The organism is Streptomyces niveiscabiei, from assembly GCF_001419795.1.
Classification (GTDB): Bacteria; Actinomycetota; Actinomycetes; order Streptomycetales; family Streptomycetaceae; genus Streptomyces; species Streptomyces niveiscabiei.
Genome location: NZ_LIRL01000207.1, coordinates 1 through 17,606 on the forward strand (window position 1 = coordinate 1; position 17,606 = coordinate 17,606).

A 17,606-nucleotide genomic window follows, 5' to 3' on the forward strand; every position below is an offset into this window, starting at 1 on the left:
GATCGACCCCCACCTCACGCGCGCCCCAACCGGCCCGGCCCCGCCCTGCGTTCACCCCGCCCTGCGGGCAGCCGTCACATCAGCAGCCGTCTCGGCGGCCGTCCCTGTCGGTGCCGCGCCGGACAGGACCGTCGGCGGGGTCCGGGGGATCAGGAGGGCGGCGCACGCCGTGAGTGCGCCGGCTGTCGCGGAGAGGGCGAAGACCCAGGTGAAGCCGGACTCGGCGGGCAGTCCCGTGGTGCGCCGGGTGGTGGCCACCAGGAGCGCCGCGACCACCGCGCCGGCGGCGGACGCGCCGACGGAGCGGCCGATGGAGTTGATGCTGTTGGCAATGCCGGTCCTGGCCGCCGGCACGGACTGCACGACCAGCGCCGGCATCGCGGCGTAGGCGAGGCTCAGGGAGCCGCCCGCCACCAGCGCGCCGGCGATCACGGCGCCCGTCGAGCCGTGCCACAGCGTGAGCGAGCCGAAGCCGGCGAGTCCCGCGAGGCCCGAGACGGCGAGCACCGCGCGCCCGGAGTACCGCTTGACCAGGATGCCGCCGACGGGAGCCGCGACGAGGCTGACCAGCGCGGCGGGCAGCAGGTACACGGTGGCCGCCGACAGCACGGAGGCGGTGAACCCGTACCCCGCCTCGGCGCTGGGCATCTGGACGAAGTCGGAGACGCCGAGGTAGAGGCCGAACATCGCGAAGCCCATGAGGACCGCGGTGACGTTGGTCAGCAGGAAGGTGCGCCGGGTGAGCATCCGGACGTCCACGAGCGGGGCGTCGACCCGGCGCTCCAGCAGGACCCAGCAGGCGAGGGCGACCGGCGCGGCGGCGAAGAGCGTGAGCGTGACCGGGGAGCTCCAGCCCCAGGCGCCGCCCTGGGACAGCGGCAGCAGGACGAGGACGAGGGCGCCGCCGAGCAGCAGCGCGCCGGCCCAGTCGAGGCCGCCTTCGGACCGCCGGGTGTCGGCCGGCACCCAGGCGGCCACGGCGCCGAGCGCGAGGACGCCGACCGCCGAGGCCAGCCAGAACACGTTGCGGTAGTCGGCGCCGTCGGAGGCGAGCAGCCCCGCGGCGACGAGGCCGATACTGCCGCCTATCGAGAGGGTGGCGCTGATCAGGGCCATCGCCCCGGTCAGCCGCTCCCGGGGCACGGTGTCCCGGGCGACGCTCAGGGCGAGCGGGAAGACGCCGGTGACCGCGCCCTGGAGGACCCGGGCGAGGACGAGCAGCGGCAGGGAGGTCGTGATCGCGGCGAGGACGCTGCCCGCGAGCATCAGCAGCAGGCACAGCATCATCGCGCCGCGCTTGCCGCGCAGGTCGCCGAGGCGGCCGAAGAGCGGGGTGGTCACCGCCGAGGACAGCAGGTTGGCCGTGACGATCCAGCTGAGGGCGCCCGGGCTCGCGCCGGTCTGGTCGCCGATGTTCCCGAGGATCGGGACGACGGCGGTCTGCATGGTCGCGGCGAGCATGCCGGCCGCGCACAGCGCGGTCAGCAGCAGGCCGGGGGAACGGGGGGACGTCTCGGGCATGGCAGGCACCTCAAGGCCGTGAACAGGGAAGTGCCGACCCGGATACGGGGGAGGAACCGGGTCGGCACCACCAGTTTGCAACACCCTGTCATTAATAGGCAAGGGTTACCTTCCCAGCTTTGCCCGATCCTTAATGACAGGTTGACACTAATGAGTAAGGTGCGACTTACTTTGACTCGTGTGCCGGTACGGGCAGAGCCGCGAGCGCGGCCACCGGCACGCGTTCGTTCCGAGGGGGACAGACATGAGCGACACACCCGCAGTCAGAGGCCAGGCCATCGGATCACTCCTGCGCCCGGCCTATCTCACCGCCGCCCGCGCCGACTTCCGGGCCGGCCGGTCGACGGCGGCGGACCTCAAGGCCGTCGAGGACCGGGCCGCCCTGGAGGCGCTGCGGCTCCAGGAGGCGGCCGGGCTCGACGTCGTCAACGACGGGGAGATGCGGCGCACCTCGTTCATGGACCACCTGCTGGCCACGGTGCCCGGCGCCCTCGACCACGAGGCCCCGATCGCCGCCGACTCCGAGTCGGGCGGCACCTACGAGGTCGACAACCCGATCGCCGTGGTCGAACGGATCACCCCGGGCCGCAACATCGGGGTCGAGGAGTACGTCTACCTGCGCGGCCGGACCGACCGCCCGGTCAAGATCACCGTACCGAGCCCGCTGATGCTGTACGGCTTCTGGTCGGCCGAGCGCACGGCGGGGGTGTACCCCGACCCGTTCGACCTGTTCGCCGACTGGACCGCGCTGCTGCGTGCCCAGATCGAGGAGCTGGCCGCTCTGGGGTGTACGCGCGTGCAGATCGACGCGCCGGACATGGCGGTCCTCGTGGACGAGGAGCAGCGGCGCGCGCGGGAGGAACTGGGCATCTCGGTGGAGCGCACGCTGTCGGAAGGGTGCGCGCTGATCGACTCGCTGGCGGCCGTCCCCGGCGTCTCGGTCTCGCTGCACCTGTGCAAGGGCAACTTCCGTGGCATGTGGGCCGCTTCGGGCGGCTACGGGTGGCTCGCCGAGCGCGTCTTCGCCCGGACGCCGCACGTCGACACGTATCTCCTGGAGTACGACGACGAGCGGTCCGGCGACTTCTCGCCGCTGGCCGCGCTCCCCGAGGACAAGCGGGTCGTCCTCGGTCTCGTCTCCACCAAGCGGGACGAGGTGGAGCCGCTGGAGGGGCTGCTGGCCCGGGTCGGCGAGGCGTCCCGGTACGTGGACCGCGAGCGGGTCTCCGTCTCCCCGCAGTGCGGCTTCGCCTCGGTGGCGGCGGGCGCCAACCTCATCAGCGCCGCGACCCAGGCCGCCAAGCTGTACCGGGTGGCGGAGCTGGCGGCGGCCCTGTAGCGGCGGGGCGCGGGGGGCCGGTGCCGGACGCCGGCCCCTCGGAGCCGGTGTCACCTTTCCGGCCGGGCGCCGGCCCCGCAGAGCCTGTGCCACCTTCCCGACCGGGCGTCCGCCGCCCTGCCCTCACGCCGGGCAGCGCCGCGCCGCGGAGTCCCGCAGCGCGCGGACCACCACCCCGGCGACCTCGGCGAGGCGCGGGACGAGGTAGAAGTGGCCGCCGGGCAGGCGGTGGTGGGTGAAGCGGGCGCGGCTCGCGTCGGACCAGCGGGCCGCCTCGGCGGGGTCGACGGAGGGGTCGTCGTCGCCGGTCAGCACGGTGATGTCGACGTCCAGCGGGGGCGCGACCGGGGTGGGCCGGTGGGTCTCGGCCATGCGGTAGTCGCCCCGCAGGAGCGGCAGGAACAGCTCGCGCAGCTCCGGGTTGGCGAGCACCTCGTCGTGGGTGCCGCCGTGGCCGCGCACCACGGCGGCGAAATCGTCGTCGGGGAGTTGGTGCACCTGTTCGCGGCGGGGGCGGTGCGGGGCCTGGCGGGCCGACACGAAGAGGTGCGCCACCCGCTCGGACCGGTCCGGGGAGGAGCGCTCCAGCAGGCGGAGCAGTTCGTAGCCGACGGTCGCCCCCATGCTGTGCCCGAAGACCGCGGTGGGCCGGTCCAGCAGCGGGAGGAGTTCCCCGGCGGCGCCTTCGGCCAGGTCGGACAGGGCGGTGGGCGGGGGTTCCGCGGCCCGGCGTTCACGGCCCGGGTACTGCACGACCCACGGTTCGACGTCGGGTGGCAGCGCGGCGGGCCAGTCCCGGAAGAAGCCGGAGGCGCCGCCGGCGTGCGGCAGGAGGATCAGGCGGGTGGCCGCGTCGGCCCGGGCGGGGCGCAGGCAGCGCAGCCAGCGTCCCGGTGCGGCGGGTGGTGCGGATGGTGCGGGTGGTCCGGTGGAGCCGGCACGTTCCATGAAGTTCCCCCTTGGATGCGGGCCCGCGAGGCCGCCCCGGCCGTACGGACACACTCGGTTTCCGCTCGCTCAGAACATCCGGATGAACACGGGTCTCGGCAGGACGCGCCGCGGCAGGTGCGGACACGCCTTCGAGTTCGAGCCACCTCGGTAAAAAACTAGCATGGGTACCCTAATTTTTTAATGACCACCTGTCGCAAACTGGCGTGATCTCGCCGCTCGACCGACCCTCACCCGCCCCGCGCGAACGCCGGAAACCCCACCGTCACTGGCGTACGGCGCACCTCACCGGCACCTCGGCCCCCGTCCGTCGATGACGTGATTGCGGCGTTCGTTTCCCGCCGCGCGCCCTCTTCCGCGCGGCCCCGGTCCACGCGGCGCGGGCGGCCTCGGCGACAATGGCCGTATGCACGAGGCAACTCCCAGCGACCCGAACCGTCCGCACGCGGAACTCAGCGCCCGGCTGCGGGTGCCCAAGATCGGCCGGCCGCCCCAGATCGGGCACGACGCCATCGTCGCGGCGGCGGTCGCCGTGGGGTTCGAGGAGCTCAGCATGAGTGCGGTGGCCCGGCACCTGGGGGTGAAGCACTCCACGCTCTACCGCTACTTCCCGCACAAGGGCGCGCTGCTGGCCGCCGCCGCCGACCACGTGGTGGCCGCCATGGACTGGCCGGCCCCCTGTCCGAGCTGGCGGCCGTATCTGCGGGCGCTGGCCAGGACCACGTTCCGGATGTTCGAGGCCCATCCGGGTCTCGCCCTGCACGTGGCGGCGCTGCGCGGGGGCCTCGTGGAGTACGCCCGCCAGGGCGCCCGGACCGCCGCCGTCCTGGTCGACACCGGTCTCGACCCGGAGTTCGCCGTCCTGGCCCAGGACCTGGTCAACGAGCAGGTCCTGCTGTTCTTCCTGGCGGGCCAGCAGGAGGGGCAGCCCGCCACGAACACCGAGGAGACCGCGCAGCTGCGGCGCGTGATGCTGGACGACGTGCGCGACGCGGTGCCGGGACCGGTGGCCGACGCCTTCGAGCGGGTGGTCGGCGGCCGGCCCGAGGACTGGCTGAACCGGAAGATCGAGGTCATTCTCGACGGCATCGCGGCCACGGTCCCGGCGGCCGGGAAAAACCCGCGGGAATAGCGGAATATCTCCTTCCTCTCAGAACCTGGGACATCAGCGGGTCCAGGCTTGCGCCGCCGGATTAGGTATGCCTACGCTACCGACGCTCGCCTGTTCGACCGATCAATCACCACAGGCGTTCTCTTTCCGCCGCTGAGCTTGCGCAATTCACCGGCCCCGCCCCGGCCGACGTATTCAGGCTCCATTTTTCGCTCACCGCCACGGCAGGTGCGGCAGAGCGGCGTCCTGTCCGTCATGCGGTTTCTCCGGCCGTGCCCACGCGGCCGTTCCTCACTCCACCGCCCTCACCGGCGGCTCCGCCCGCGCGCCCTCGGCGTGCCGGTGCGTCCGCCTGCCCGAGGACGCCGTCTCCGCACCTGAGTCGCACACGCACGTCCCCTTCACACGTACGTCGCGAAAGGTCCAGATCCCGTGTCCACACAGCCCACCCCCCGCACCGTCACGGACCTCGTCGGCGAGCTGACCGCCGACCCCAACGCCCTCCTCAAGGCGTACGCCGCGAACACCGCCTTCCGCGCGGCCACGGCGGAGGAGCTCACCAACCCGCGCAACCCCTTCCGCCGCCCGGTCCGGCCGGACGACCTGGCCTGGCTGGACTACTCCCCCGTGCTGCCGGACGAGCGCCAGCTCCTGCTCAGCGGCCTCCTCGGCCACCGCATGCTGCGCAACGTCTACGACGCGGAGACGGCCGTCCTGCCGCCGCAGGCCGACCCGGCCGCCGCCGCGGACGGCGCGCACTTCCACTCCGCCGCGAACCGGCTGCTGGGCACGCTGGTGCGGCCGGTCCTGGAGAACCACCTCCTCGGCCATCTCGACGAGGGCCGCGAGGAGTTGCCCGCGCCCACCGCCGACGCGCTGAAGGCCGTGGTCCGGGAGTACGCCGAGCGCCGGGCCGCCGAGCCGTACAGCGCGTTCGCGACCGCCGCCGGGCGCAAGGACGCGAACAGCGCGGCCACCTTCCTGCTGATCCAGGCCGGCGTGTTCCTGCCTGCCGCGTACACCGCCATCGGCCGGGGCGCGCTCGCCGAGACCTCGCTCGCCCACCCCGGGCTGCGCGCCGAGCTCCAGGAGATCCGGCGGGGCTGGGTGGAGGCCGCCGAGCTCTACCGCAGCCTGTTCAGCGGCGCCGGACTGACCTGTTCGCCCGCCGCCTACTGGCAGTTCTCGCTCGGCACCTCGCTGGCGCGCGGCAACCACCTGCTGGGGCTGTCCCTGGCCGGTGACCGGCTGCCCGAACTCCTGGGCGCCGTCGCGCACTTCCTGATCGACCAGGCGGCGTGCGCACCGCACGCGCGCGACACCCTGCGCGGCGCGCTGAACCTGCGTGCCGCCTACTTCGACTCGGTCGCGCCGGTCGGCCCGCAGGGCACGGACGCTCTGGTGGACCGGCTCCTGGGGCCGCTGCCCGAGGTGTTCGGCGCGGACCAGGTCACCGCCTTCCACCGGGGGTTCGCCGACGCCGCCCGGTTCGCCGAGCGGTGGAACGCCGACCTCACGGCGCAGCTGGTGTGGGCCGACCGCATCGAGGACTACAAGACCGCCGCCGAGCGCATCCAGCACAAGCTGGTCAGCGAGCGCATCGAGGTCGACCTCGACACGTTCGTGGAGAGCCACGAGGAGACCTCCACCACGCACGTCCACGACGAACACCGCCTGGTCATGATCGAGAGCGGCCAGATGCACTTCTGGAACAACGTGACGCACCGGATCGCGCTCTCCGAGGGCGACAAGCTCCTCATCCCGACCTCCCGGCTGCACGGGTCCGTGGTCCTGTCCGGCACCTGCGTCTACCACCAGCCGATCATCCCCGAGGAAATGTTCCGGGAATTCGTCAGCGGAACGACCGAGTGACCTGACCTTTTCTCCAGGCCCGATTCCCGGAACTTTTTTCACCAGAGCGGAGCCAGGCATCAGCATGCCCGAAAACAGTGGACATACGAAAAGGAATCCGAGAAGAACCTCCCCTGCGGCCGTCACGATCGGCGAGACCCCGGAGTGGGGAGCGGCGAGCGCCGAGCGGTTCTTCGACTCCGTCCTGTCGGGGACCGACCTGTTCCCGTGCACCTTCGCCGTGGCCGCCGCCCGGAAGGGGACGCTGCGCCTCGGCTACGTCGACGGCACGGACCGCCCCGACGACTGGTCGAGCCTGCCTGACCTGCTGCGCCGGTACCTCGACGAGTACCGCTCGCTGGACCGGGAGACCTCCCTCGTGGTGCTGTTCCGGCCCGAGGACGAGCCGGCCTCCATGGACGTCTACCGGGAGCGGTTCTGGTCGGTCCTGCGCTACCTGGTGGCCAAGGACACCCAGCCCTGGCCCGCCGAGCTGCCCGCCGACCCCGACGACCTGATGTGGGAGTTCGCCTTCGGCGGCACGCCGATCTTCGTGGTCTGCAACACCCCGGTGCACAGCAGGCGGCGCAGCCGGCACGCCGACCAGTTCATGATCACCTTCCAGCCGCGCTGGGTCTTCGAGGGCCTGGAGGCCGACACCCCGCGCGGCGCCGCCGCCCGCCGCACGATCCGGGCCCGCCTGCGCCGGTACGACGCGGTCGCCCCCTCCCCGCACCTGGGGTCCTACGGCGACGAGGACAACCGGGAGTGGCGCCAGTACTTCCTGGACGACGACAACACGCCCTCGGCCCCCGACGAGCGCTGCCCCTTCCACGCGGGCCGCTCCGTCACCCGGGCCGCCCCGGCGCCGGCCCCCGGCTCCTGGAGCGTCGTCGTCAACGAGGCCGGCCGGTACTCGGTGTGGGAGACGGGCCGTGACCTGCCGGCCGGCTGGCGGGCCACCGGCACCACCGGCACCCGGGACGGCTGCCTCGACCACATCGCCCAGGCCGGGCAGGGCCCCGCATGACCGCCGCCGACCCCCGCCACGAGCCCTTCCCCCTCACCGACACCCAGCGCGCCTACCTGCTGGGCCGGGGCAACGTCTTCGAACTCGGCAACGTGTCCACGCACGCCTACTTCGAGTTCGAGGGCGACCTCGACACCGACCGGTTCGCGACCGCCTGGCGGCTGCTGGTCGAACGGCACGCCATGCTGCGCGCCGTCATCGACCCGCAGACCCTCACCCAGCGGGTGCTGCCGGACCTGCCGCCGTTCGTCCCCGACCTCGTCGACCTGCGCGACGCGGACCCCGCGCGCCAGGAACAGACGCTGGCCGACCTGCGCGAGCGGCTCTCCCACGCGGTACGGCCGCCGGACCGCTGGCCGCTGTTCGGGGTGACGGTCGTGCGGCTGCGGCCGGACCTGGTGCGGGTGTTCATCGGCTTCGACGGCCTCGTCTGCGACTTCGCCAGCTGGCATGTGCTCTCCGGCGAGCTGTCGCGGCTCTACGAGGACCCGGACGCGCGGCTGCCCGAACTCACCACGGGCTTCCGCGAGTACGTCCTCGCGGCGGCGGCTGTGGAGGAGGGCGAGGAGTACCGCAAGGCGCAGGCGTACTGGCGGGAGCGGGTCGCCGCGCTGCCGCCCGCGCCGCGCCTGCCGATGGTCGCCGACCTCGCCTCCGTCGCCGTACCCCGGTTCACGCGCCACGAGGCGGTGCTGGAGGCCGGGGACTGGGCGGCGCTCAAGGAGCGGGCGGCGCGCGCCGGGCTGACCCCGTCCGCGCTGCTGCTCGCCGTGTTCGCGGAGATTCTCGCCGCGTGGAGCGAGCAGGCCCACTTCACGGTGAACGTGCCCCGGATGAACCGGCTGCCGCTGCACCAGCAGGTCGACCGGCTGGTGGGCGAGTTCGCCTCGTTCAGCCTGGTCGAGGTCGACCAGCGGGAAGCGGGCACGACCTTCACCGAGCGGGCCGCGCGCATCCAGCACCGGCTGTGGGAGGACCTCAGCCACCCCGAGGTGAGCGGCGCGTGGATGCTGCGCGAACTCGCCCGGGTGCGCGGCGGGATGGAGCACGCCCGGATGCCGGTGGTGCTCACCTCCACCCTCGCCTGGGCCGACCCCGAGGGCACCGCCCTGGACCGGACGTGGCGTCAGGTGTACGGCGTCTCGCAGACCCCGCAGGTCTGTCTCGACGTCCAGCTCGACGAACGGCAGGGGCGGCTCGTCCACAACTGGGACGTCGTCGAGGAACTGTTCCCGCCGGGCATGCCGGCCGCCATGTACGAGGCGTTCGGCGGGCTGCTGGAGCGGCTGCGGCACGACGAGACGGCCTGGACGGCGGTCGACCTCGACGTGCTGCCGCCCGCGCAGCGCGCCCGGCGCCTGGCCGTACGGGGGCGCGCCCGTCCGCTGCCGGAGGTGCCCGCGCACGCCGCGTTCGTCGAGCGGGCACGGCGCGAGCCCGGCGCGGTGGCCGTCGTCACCTCCTCGGCCACGCTGACGTACGGCGAACTGCTCGACGCGTCCAGCCGGCTGGGTGCCGCCCTCGCCGCGCGGGGCGCCGGGCGCGGCGACGTCGTCGCCGTCCTGATCGACAAGGGGTGGCAGCAGGCGGTCGCCGTGTACGGGACACTGCTCGGCGGCGCCGCCTACCTGCCCCTCGACCCGGCCCAACCCCCCGCGCGGATACGGGAGTTGCTGGCGCGGACCGGGGTGCGCACGATCCTGGTCCGGGCCGGCGGCGAGGTGCCGGAGCTGCCGGAGGGGGTGACGGCCCTCGCCGTCGACGCCGAGTGGCCCGAGGCCGCGCCGCCCGCGCCCGACGAGCTGCTCCAGACGCCGGACGACCTGCTGTACGTCCTGTTCACGTCGGGGTCGACCGGGGTGCCCAAGGGGGTGATGACCGAGCACCGCGGCATGGTCAACGCGCTGCGCGAGACCGTGGAGACGTTCGGCGTCGGCGAGCGGGACGTGGTCCTCGGGCTGACCGCGCTCCACCACGACATGGCCGCCTTCGACCTGCTCGGGGTGCTCGGCGCGGGCGGCACACTCGTCCTGCCGGACGCGGACGCGGTGCGCGACCCGGACCACTGGACGCGGCTGATGCGCGAGCACGGGGTCACCTTGTGGAACTCGGTGCCCGCGATGCTGGAGATGCTCCTCGACCACCCGGCGGCGCGGGAGGCGCTGGCCGGGCTGCGGCTCGCCTTCAGCGGCGGGGACTGGATACCGCCGGAGACGGCCCGCGCGCTGGCCGAACTCGCCCCGCACGCCCGACTGGTGAGCGTCGGCGGCCCCACCGAGACCACGCTGTGGAACATCTGGCACCCGGTGACCGGAGCCGACCTCGACCGGACGAGCATCCCGTACGGCAGGCCGATCGCGAACACCGTCTACCACCTGCTCGACGAGCGGCTCCGGGAGCGGCCGGACGGGGTGACCGGCGAGATGTACTGCGCGGGGCCCGGTCTCGCGCGCGGCTACTGGCAGGACCCCGAGCGCACGGCGGCCGTGTTCGTCCGCCACCCGGTGACCGGCGAGCGCCTCTACCGCACCGGCGACCTGGGCCGCTATCTGCCCGACGGCACCCTGGAGTTCGCCGGCCGCGCCGACCTCCAGGTGAAGGTGCGCGGGCAGCGCGTCGAGCCGGGTGAGACGGAGGCGGCGCTCGCCGCGCACCCGGACGTGGACCGGGCGGTCGTGACCGGGGTTCCGATGCCCGGCCGCAACGGGGTGCGGGCGCTCGCCGCGCACGTACGGCTCAGGGCCGGTGCCGTGGCGGACGCCGAGGGCCTGCGGGGCTTCCTCGCCGCGCGGCTGCCCGGGCACCTGGTCCCGGCGGCGGTCGTCTTCGTGGACGACTTCCCGCTCACCCCGAACGGCAAGGTCGACCGGCCGCTGCTCGCGGCGTCCGTCCCCGAGCCGGGCGGCGCCCCCGCACCGGCGCGGCGCGACACGGCGGACTCGCCGCTGGAGCGGCTGCTCGCCGAGGAGTGGGCCCGGGTCCTCGGGGTCGACCGCGTCGGTCCCGACGAGGACTTCTTCGCCCTCGGCGGCGACTCGCTGCTGGGCGCCCGGCTGCTGACCCGGCTGCGCGGCGTCTTCGAGGGCGAACGCCTCACCGCCCGCGCCCTGTTCGGCACGCTCACCGTCACCGGCATGGCCGCCGCCCTGCGCGCGGAGGAGAGCGCGCCGGGCCGTCTCGACCTGGTGGCACGGCTGTTCACGGACGTGGCGGCCCTGACGGACGACCAGGTGAACGCGGCCCTGGCCGACGGCCGGGACACCACCGTCCCCGTACCTCCGAAGGACAGGTCATGACCCCCGACCCGTACCACGACACCGCCCCGGCGGACCCCGACGAGGCCCGCCGACGGCTGCTGCGGGCGCTCCTCGCCCAGGAGAGCGCGGCGCCCGCCGAGAGCGCCGAGAGTGCGGCGGAGCGGACCGGCGTGCTGTCGGCCGCCCAGTACCGCATGTGGTTCCACCAGCACGCGCGCCCGGACAGCGCCGCCTACAACCTGGCGGTCGCCGCCCGCCTCGACGGCCCGCTGTCCGCCGAGGCCCTGCGGACGGCGTTCGCCGGGGTCGTCGAGCGGCACGAGATCCTGCGCACGGTCTACCGGACGGGCCCCGACGGCCTGCCGTCCCAGCACGTGCTCCCGGCCGCCGAACCGGTCATCGACATCGAGGACGTCGCGAACGCAGAGAACGCCGAGGCCGCCGCAGACACTCATGGCACCGGGGACGCCGCGGGCCTCGCTGACGCGGTGCGCTGGGCCGCCGAGGCCGCCGCCCTCCCCTTCGACCTCGCGGCGCAGACCCCGCTGCGGCTGCGCCTGTACCGCACGGGGCCCGACCGCCACCTCCTGCTCGTCGTCCTGCACCACATCGCCTGCGACGACCTCAGCTGGGACCCCCTGTTCGGCGACGTGAGCGCCGGCTACCGGAACGCGACCTGTACCCCGGCGATCCCGCCCGCGCCGCTGCCGCTCCAGTACGGCGAGCACGCGGCCCGGGAGCGTCCCGCGCCGGAGGCCGACCTCGCCTACTGGCGGGAGCGCCTCACCCCACCCCCGCCGCCGGCCGCGCCGCTGCCGGACCTGCCCCGGCCCGCGACGGCGGGCGAGGCCGGCGCCCGGGTGGCGCACCCGCTCGCGCCGGGTGTCCACGAGCGGCTCACGGCGCTCGCCCGCACCGCCTCGGTGACCCCCTTCATGGCGCTGCTGGCCGGGTATCTGACGCTGCTGCACCGGTACACGGGACAGAGCGACCTCTGCGTCGCCACCCCGGTCGTGCACCGGGAGGCCCCCGGTGTGCGCGACCTGGTCGGGAACTTCGGCAACAGCGTGGTGCTGCGCGTCGACCTGTCCGGGAACCCGAGCTTCCGGGACCTGCTGGGCCGGGTGCGCGCCGAGTGCCTGGCCACCTACGCGCACCAGGGCGTGCCGTTCGACCGGGTCGTGGAGGCCGTGCGGCCGTACCGGGGGGCGGGGCGCAGTCCGCTGGCCGACACCATGTTCTCCGCGCGCACCGGCCCCCTCGACGGCCTCGACCTGCCCGGTGTCTCGGTCACGGAGGTCGCGGTGCCGGGCGGCACGGCGCGCTTCGACCTCGCCGTCGAGGCCGTCGCGACCGGCGCGGGGACCGAACTCGGCGCCACCTACCGCACCGAGCTGTACACCGAGGCCACGGTGGCCCGGCTCCTGGAGCACCTCGGGCGGCTGCTGGGCGGCGCCGTGGACGCGCCCGACACCCCGGTGGCCGACCTGCCGATGCTCTCCGAGGCGCAGTGGCGGCAGATCGTGCGGGACTGGAACGCCACCGACCGGCCCGGCCTGCTGACCCCGGACACCTTGCACGGCCTGTTCGAGGCGCGGGTGCGCAGCGCGCCGGACGACGAGGCCCTCGTCGACGGCGACGACCGGTGGACGTACCGGCGGCTGGACGCGGCGGCCGGTCGGCTGGCCCGGCGGCTGGCGGGCGCCGGCGCGGGTCCCGGCCGGCTCGTCGGGGTGCATCTGGAGCGTTCGGCGGGGCTGGTGGTGGGGATGCTGGCGGCCCTGAAGACGGGTGCGGCGTTCGTCCCGCTGGAGCCGGCCTGGCCGGCGCGCCGGGTCGAGGAGGTCGTCGCCGACGCGTCCCCGGCCGCCGTGCTCTCCCGGGACGCGGACCGCTGGGGCGACGTCCCGGTGTTCGACCCGGACGAGCCGGACGGGGAAGCCGGGCCGGACGAGGACGGGTTCGCGTCCGTGCACCGGCCCGGCGGCCTCGCGTACGTCATCTACACCTCGGGGTCCACGGGCCGCCCCAAGGGCGCCATGATCACCCACGCGGGCATCCGCAACCGGCTGCCCTGGCAGTCGGAGCTGCTCGGCCTCGCGCCCGGCGACGGCGTGCTGCACAAGGCGCCGCTCGGCTTCGACATCTCCGTCAACGAGATCTTCCTGCCGCTGAGCTGCGGGGCGCGTCTGGTGCTCGCGCCGCCCGGCGCCGACAAGGACCCGGACGCCCTGATCGCGGTGACGGCGAAGGAGCGGGTGGCCTTCGTGTACGTCACCTCCACCATGCTCGACGCGATGCTGGAGCGCCCCGGCATCGCGGCCGTCGCGCCGGGCCTGCGCCATGTGTGGTGCGGCGGGGAGGTCCTCACCCCGGAGCTGTTCGCCCGGTTCCGTGAGCGGCTGCCGCACAGCACGATGTACCACGGCTACGGACCGGCCGAGGCGACCATCGGCGTCAGCTGCGAGGTCTACCGGGGGGAGAGCCGGCGCACCGGGGTCACGATCGGCCGCCCGAACCCCAACACCCGGCTGTACGTGCTCGGTCCGGGCCTGCGTCCGGTGCCGCCCGGGGTGCCCGGGGAGATCCACGTCGGCGGCGTCCAGGTGGCCGACGGCTACCTCGGCGACCTGCGGCGCACCGCGGACCGGTTCGTACCGGACCCGTTCGGCGACGTGCCCGGTGCCCGGCTGTACGCCACCGGGGACCTGGGACGGCTGCGGCCCGACGGCGTGATCGAGTTCCTGGGGCGTGCCGACCGGCAGATCAAGATCCGGGGCCACCGGGTCGAGCTGGAGGAGGTCGAGTCGGTTCTCGCCCGCCATCCCGAGGTGCGCCAGGCGGTGGTGCTGCTGCGGGAGGACACGCCGGGCACGGGGCATCTGGCCGCGTACTGCCTGGCCCGCTCGGACGCTGCGGCGCCCGCCGAGGACGCGGTGCGCGCCTTCGCCGCCGAGCGGCTCCCCGAGTACGCGGTGCCGCAGTCCGTGCAGGTGCTGCCGGAGCTGCCGCTGATGCCGTCGGGCAAGGTGGACCGGGCGGCGCTGGCCGCGCTGCCGGCCCGGGTCCCGGTCAGCGCGCCCTACCTCGACCCCCGGGACGGTCTGGAGCGTGCCGTGGCCCGGGTGTGGGCCGAGGTGCTGGGCGTGCCGCAGGTCGGCGCCCGCGACAACTTCTTCGACCTGGGCGGCCATTCGCTGCTCACCCTGCGCGTCCAGGCCGCCCTGGAGCGCGAGCTCGGCCGCCGGGTCAGCGTCGTCGACCTGTTCGCCCATCCGACCGTGGCGGACCTGGCCCGGCTCCTCGACGACCGGGAGCGGGCCGCCTCGGCGGACGGCGCCCCGGCCCCGGACGAGGCGGGGGCGCGGGTCGAGCGGCGGCGGGCGGTGCGGGACCGGGCCGCCGCCCGCAGGACCACCACCACCGGTACCGGCCCACAGCGAGGAGCGCCGCGCACATGAGTGATCCGTATGCGTCCGACCCGCAGCACGACCCCGAGTTCAGTGTCGCGGTCGTCGGTCTCGCCGCCCGGTTCCCGGGGGCTCCGACGGCGGAGGCGTTCTGGGCGAACCTGGTGGCCGGCCGGGACAGTCTGACCGTCCTCGACGACGCGGACTACCTCGCCGCCGGCGGGGACGCCGCGCTCCTCGACGATCCGTACCACGTCCGGGTGGTGCGCGAGATCGAGGGCGCCGACCGGTTCGACGCCGCGTACTTCGGCTACGGGCCGACCGAGGCCGCGCTCCTGGACCCGCAGCAGCGGGTGTTCCTGGAGGTCGCCCACCACGCCTTCGAGGACAGCGGGTACGTGCCCGCGCGGTGCCCGGGCCCGGTCGGTGTGTACGCGGGGGCGGGGGTGAGCCGCTACTACGCGCAGAACCTGGCGCCCTGGTACGCGGGCGTGCCGGGCTCCCTGGACCAGATGGCGGCGCTGTCCGGGAACTCGCCGGGCACCCTGCCCACCCGCGTCTCCTACCTGCTGGGGCTGACCGGGCCCAGCGTCAGCGTGCAGACCGCCTGCTCGACCTCGCTCGTCGCGGTCCACCTGGCCTGCCAGGACCTGCTGGCCCACCGCTGCGACCTGGCGCTGGCCGGGGGCGTGGCGCTCAACCCGCAGGCCCGGCTGGGCTACCGGTACGTGCAGGACGGGCCGTACTCGCCCGACGGCCGGGTGCGGGCGTTCGACGCGGGCGCCGCCGGGATGAGCGCGGGGGACGGCGCCGGGGCCGTCGTCCTCAAGCGCCTCCCGGACGCGCTGGCCGACGGCGACACGATCCGGGCGGTGATCCGGGGCACCGCCGTCAACAACGACGGCGACCGCAAGGTCGGCTTCAGCGCGCCCAGCGCGGCGGGCCAGACCGAGGTGATCGTGGCCGCGCTGGCGGAGGCCGGCCTGGACGCCGGGAGCATCGGGTACGTCGAGGCGCACGGCACCGGCACCCCGGTCGGCGACCCCGTCGAACTGACGGCGCTGCGCGACGCGTTCGAGCGGGCCGGCGGGCATCCCGGCGGGTGCCTCGTCGGCTCGGTGAAGACCAACGTCGGCCATCTGGACGCCGCCGCCGGTGTCGCGGGGCTGATCAAGGCCGTCCTCGCGCTGGAGCACGGGGTGGTCCCGGCGAGCCTGCACCACGACACGCCGAGCCCGCTCTTCGACTGGTCCGGCGCGCCCTTCGTGCCGGCCGCCGAGGCGGGGCCCTGGCGGGTGCCGGGCATCCGGCGGGCCGCCGTCAGCTCCTTCGGCATCGGCGGCACGAACGCGCACGCCGTCCTCGAACAGGCCCCGGCACCCGAGGCGCGACCGACCGGCGCAGACGCCGATGCCGACACCGACGCGGCGACCCTGTGGGTGCTGTCCGCGCGCACCCCGGCCGCCCTCGACGCGGTGGCCCACCGCCTCGCCGACCACCTCGACGCGCACCCGGACCTCGACCCGCAGGACGTCGCCCACACCCTCGCCGCCGGACGCGCGGCGCACCCGCTGCGCCGGGCCGTCGTCGTACGGGAGCCGGGGCGGGCCGCCGAGGAGCTGCGGACCCCGCCGCGTACGGCGCCGCGTCCGGCGCAGGAGCGGCCGGTGGCGCTGCTGCTGCCGGGCGGGGGTGTCCACTACGACGGCATGGGCGCCGGCCTGTACGCGCGGGAGCCGGTCTTCCGGGACGTCGTCGACGAGTGCGCCCGCATCCTGCGGCCCGTGCTCGGCCACGACCTGCGGACCGCGCTGTACGGCACGGGCGAGCGGCGGGCCGCCGCCGCGCCCGGGGAGCACACCGCCCGTCTCGACGGGGTCTCCACGGGCCTGCGGCCTGCGGCGTTCCCGGCGCTGGTGGCCACCGAGTACGCGCTGGCGCGGCTGCTGGAGAGCCACGGCCTGCCGCCGGTGGCGCTGCTCGGGCACAGCCTCGGCGAGTACACGGCGGCCTGTCTCGCCGGGGTCCTCGACCTGGCGGACGTCCTGCCGCTGGTCGCGGAGCGGGAGCGGCTGTTCGGTGCCGTCGGCGGTGTCGCGCTCAGCGTCCGGCTGTCGCGGGACGCCCTCGCCCCGCTGCTCGGCCCGGACACGGCGATCGCGGCCGTCAACTCGGGCGAGGCGTGCACGGTGTCCGGCACCACGGAGGCGATCGTCGCGCTGGAGAGCCGGCTCGCCGAGGCGGGCGCCGACCACCACCGGCTGCGCGTCCCGTCGGCGGTGCACACCCCGCTGCTGGACCCGGTGCTCGACGAGTACCGGGCGCTGGTCGCGGGGCTGTCGCTGAAGCCGCCGTCCGTGCCGTACGTCTCCAACGTGACGGGCACCTGGATCACCGCCGAGCAGGCCACCGACCCCGGCTACTGGGTCCGGCACAGCCGCGAGACCGTGCGGTTCGCCGACGCGCTGGAGACCCTCGGCGCGGCCGATCCGGCCCCCCTGCTGGTGGAAGCGGGTCCGGGCGGCGGCCTCGGCAAGCTGGCCCGGCAGGTGCTGGGCCCGGACGCGCCCGTGGTGCCGGCGCTGCGGCACGCGTACGCGGAGCAGAGCGACGAGGTGTTCCTGCTGGAGGCGCTGGGCGCGCTGTGGTGCCACGGCGCCGACGCCGCCGCCGGGGCCTGGCGGCTCACCGGGCGCCGTACCCGCCGTCCCCGGCCGGTGCCGCTGCCCGGGTACCCCTTCGAGCGGGCCCGGCACTGGATCGACCCGCCGCCGCGCGGCGAGGCCCCGGCGGGCGGGCCGGTGCCGGCCGCCGACCCGGACCGTGCCGTACCCGCCGAAGGGACCTCGGCCGGTCGCGTCCCGCAGAGCGACGGGCCGCTCGGGGAGGTCGTCGCGCTGTGGGAACGCGCCCTCGGTGTCCAGGGCATCGCCCCCGACGACAACTTCTTCGACCTGGGCGGCGACTCGCTGCTCCTGATGCGCCTCACCGCCCAGGTCCGGGACCTGCTGGGGGCCGAGCTGTCGGTGCGGCAGCTCTATCTCGCCCAGCGGCTGACCCCGGCCGGTTTCCTCGCCCAGGCCGCCTCGGCTAACTCCCCCTCCTGACACACCGCGCGGTGTGTCCCGAACGAACAGGA

The 17,606-nt window shown here is 74.8% G+C and carries 9 protein-coding genes; 7 read left to right on the top strand and 2 right to left on the bottom strand.

What is annotated here, in order from left to right; translation table 11 throughout:
- Window positions 1-51: 51 nt before the first annotated feature.
- The gene (locus AOK24_RS11640; RefSeq protein WP_055719990.1) at window positions 52-1,521 is read right to left on the bottom strand and encodes an MFS transporter; all 1,470 of its coding nucleotides are present in this window, start codon (window positions 1,519-1,521) and stop codon (window positions 52-54) included.
- Between the two features lie 244 nt (window positions 1,522-1,765).
- Here AOK24_RS11640 and AOK24_RS11645 point away from each other — a divergent pair, with 244 nt between their 5' ends.
- Window positions 1,766-2,860, top strand: coding sequence for a cobalamin-independent methionine synthase II family protein (locus AOK24_RS11645; RefSeq protein WP_055719991.1), 1,095 nt, complete (start codon window positions 1,766-1,768; stop codon window positions 2,858-2,860).
- Window positions 2,861-2,983: 123 nt separating this feature from the next.
- Here the strand turns inward: AOK24_RS11645 and AOK24_RS11650 are convergent, their stop codons facing one another.
- Window positions 2,984-3,808, bottom strand: coding sequence for a thioesterase II family protein (locus AOK24_RS11650; protein ID WP_063799427.1), 825 nt, complete (start codon window positions 3,806-3,808; stop codon window positions 2,984-2,986).
- Between the two features lie 406 nt (window positions 3,809-4,214).
- On the opposite strand from AOK24_RS11650, the gene AOK24_RS11655 reads away from it, so the two are divergent.
- The 6 genes from AOK24_RS11655 (at window position 4,215) to AOK24_RS11680 (ending at window position 17,574) form a co-directional block, all read left to right on the top strand.
- A complete protein-coding gene (locus AOK24_RS11655) occupies window positions 4,215-4,940 on the top strand; it encodes a TetR/AcrR family transcriptional regulator (RefSeq protein WP_055719992.1) in 726 nt (241 codons plus the stop codon).
- 411 nt (window positions 4,941-5,351) lie between these two features.
- Window positions 5,352-6,791, top strand: a complete 1,440-nt coding sequence (locus AOK24_RS11660; RefSeq protein ID WP_055719993.1) for a cupin domain-containing protein — start codon at window positions 5,352-5,354, stop codon at window positions 6,789-6,791.
- Between the two features lie 64 nt (window positions 6,792-6,855).
- Window positions 6,856-7,800, top strand: coding sequence for a YqcI/YcgG family protein (locus AOK24_RS11665; RefSeq protein ID WP_055719994.1), 945 nt, complete (start codon window positions 6,856-6,858; stop codon window positions 7,798-7,800).
- The gene (locus AOK24_RS11670) at window positions 7,797-11,096 is read left to right on the top strand and encodes a non-ribosomal peptide synthetase (RefSeq protein WP_055719995.1); all 3,300 of its coding nucleotides are present in this window, start codon (window positions 7,797-7,799) and stop codon (window positions 11,094-11,096) included. Before AOK24_RS11665 ends, AOK24_RS11670 begins: the two co-directional genes overlap by 4 nt.
- Complete coding sequence (locus AOK24_RS11675) at window positions 11,093-14,518, top strand: non-ribosomal peptide synthetase (protein ID WP_055719996.1); 3,426 nt, start codon at window positions 11,093-11,095, stop codon at window positions 14,516-14,518. The genes AOK24_RS11670 and AOK24_RS11675 overlap by 4 nt, the downstream gene beginning before the upstream one ends.
- Complete coding sequence (locus AOK24_RS11680) at window positions 14,515-17,574, top strand: type I polyketide synthase (RefSeq protein ID WP_055719997.1); 3,060 nt, start codon at window positions 14,515-14,517, stop codon at window positions 17,572-17,574. Before AOK24_RS11675 ends, AOK24_RS11680 begins: the two co-directional genes overlap by 4 nt.
- Window positions 17,575-17,606 lie beyond the last annotated feature (32 nt).

Excerpts from the sequence above, each read along its gene's own strand:
- AOK24_RS11640 (WP_055719990.1), bottom strand. The coding sequence starts at position 1,521 with ATGCCCGAGACGTCCCCCCGTTCCCCCGGCCTGCTGCTGACCGCGCTG.
- AOK24_RS11645 (WP_055719991.1), top strand. The coding sequence starts at position 1,766 with ATGAGCGACACACCCGCAGTCAGAGGCCAGGCCATCGGATCACTCCTG.
- AOK24_RS11650 (WP_063799427.1), bottom strand. The coding sequence starts at position 3,808 with ATGGAACGTGCCGGCTCCACCGGACCACCCGCACCATCCGCACCACCC.
- AOK24_RS11655 (WP_055719992.1), top strand. The coding sequence starts at position 4,215 with ATGCACGAGGCAACTCCCAGCGACCCGAACCGTCCGCACGCGGAACTC.
- AOK24_RS11665 (WP_055719994.1), top strand. The coding sequence starts at position 6,856 with ATGCCCGAAAACAGTGGACATACGAAAAGGAATCCGAGAAGAACCTCC.
- AOK24_RS11670 (WP_055719995.1), top strand. The coding sequence starts at position 7,797 with ATGACCGCCGCCGACCCCCGCCACGAGCCCTTCCCCCTCACCGACACC.
- AOK24_RS11675 (WP_055719996.1), top strand. The coding sequence starts at position 11,093 with ATGACCCCCGACCCGTACCACGACACCGCCCCGGCGGACCCCGACGAG.
- AOK24_RS11680 (WP_055719997.1), top strand. The coding sequence starts at position 14,515 with ATGAGTGATCCGTATGCGTCCGACCCGCAGCACGACCCCGAGTTCAGT.